A 1012-nucleotide genomic window follows, 5' to 3' on the forward strand; every position below is an offset into this window, starting at 1 on the left:
GTCTCGAAAATTTAGGGAGGCTGGAGGCGATTCCCACACTCTGGGTGGCTTACCAAAACATGCAACAAGCACACGCGTCCGAAGACATGGTACAGACTGTTCGTCGGGCGCTGGAAACCCTTTCCGGCGAGCGAGAGGTAAAGGATTGGGAGAGCGAAGAAAATGGATAGACAAGTGGCGCTGGTGACGGGCGCGGGGCGGGGGATTGGGCGGGGGATTGCGATTGAGCTGGGCAAGCTCGGGTGGTTTGTGGTGGTGAACTACGCGGGCAATACCGCCGCCGCCACCGAGTGTGTGGCGCTGGTAAAAGCTGCGGGCGGCGATGCGCTGGCCGTGCGTGCCGATGTCTCGGTGGCGGAGGATCGTGAGCGGCTGGTGAACGAGACGCTCGGGGTGGCGGATCGGATCGACTTGCTGGTGAACAACGCCGGGGTCGCGCCGAGTGTACGCGCCGATGTGCTCGATGCCAGCGAGGAGAGCTTCGATAGGCTGATCAATATCAATCTCAAAGGGCCGTACTTTCTGACGCAGCGGGTGGCCAAAGAGATGATCTCACGAATGGCCCCCCCCGCCCGCAAGATTGGGGGAGCCAGTGTGCCGCAAATCATCACGGTCTCGTCGATCTCTGCCTACACTGCCTCCGTCAATCGGGGGGACTACTGCATCTCCAAGGCAGGGCTGGGTATGACCACGGCGCTCTGGGCGGCGCGGCTGGCGGAGTACGGGATTCGGGTCTATGAATTGCGGCCCGGCGTGATCGCGACCGACATGACCGCAGGTGTAAAAGAGAAATACGACAGTGCAATCGAGGGCGGCGCATGGCCCATCCGGCGCTGGGGCCTTCCCGAGGACATAGGGCGGGCCGTCGCCGCCATTGCACGCGGCGACTTTCCGTTCTCTACCGGGGAGGTCATCAATATCGACGGTGGCTTTCACCTGCGAACGCTGTAGATGCGCTCTGTCGGCAAGAGCTTCTTTGCGGTGGCTGCTTTGCCAGATTGAATGAGCTTGT

Annotated in this window: 1 protein-coding gene; it reads left to right on the forward strand. The window is 61.6% G+C overall.

Annotated features, from left to right (window positions below; translation table 11 throughout):
• Positions 1-162: 162 nt before the first annotated feature.
• The gene (locus RMO15_RS20720) at positions 163-951 is read left to right on the forward strand and encodes a 3-ketoacyl-ACP reductase (protein WP_309716465.1); all 789 of its coding nucleotides are present in this window, start codon (positions 163-165) and stop codon (positions 949-951) included.
• Positions 952-1012: the final 61 nt, after the last annotated feature.

Origin of the sequence: Armatimonas sp., from assembly GCF_031410135.1 — a bacterium.
Classification (GTDB): Bacteria; Armatimonadota; Armatimonadia; order Armatimonadales; family Armatimonadaceae; genus Armatimonas.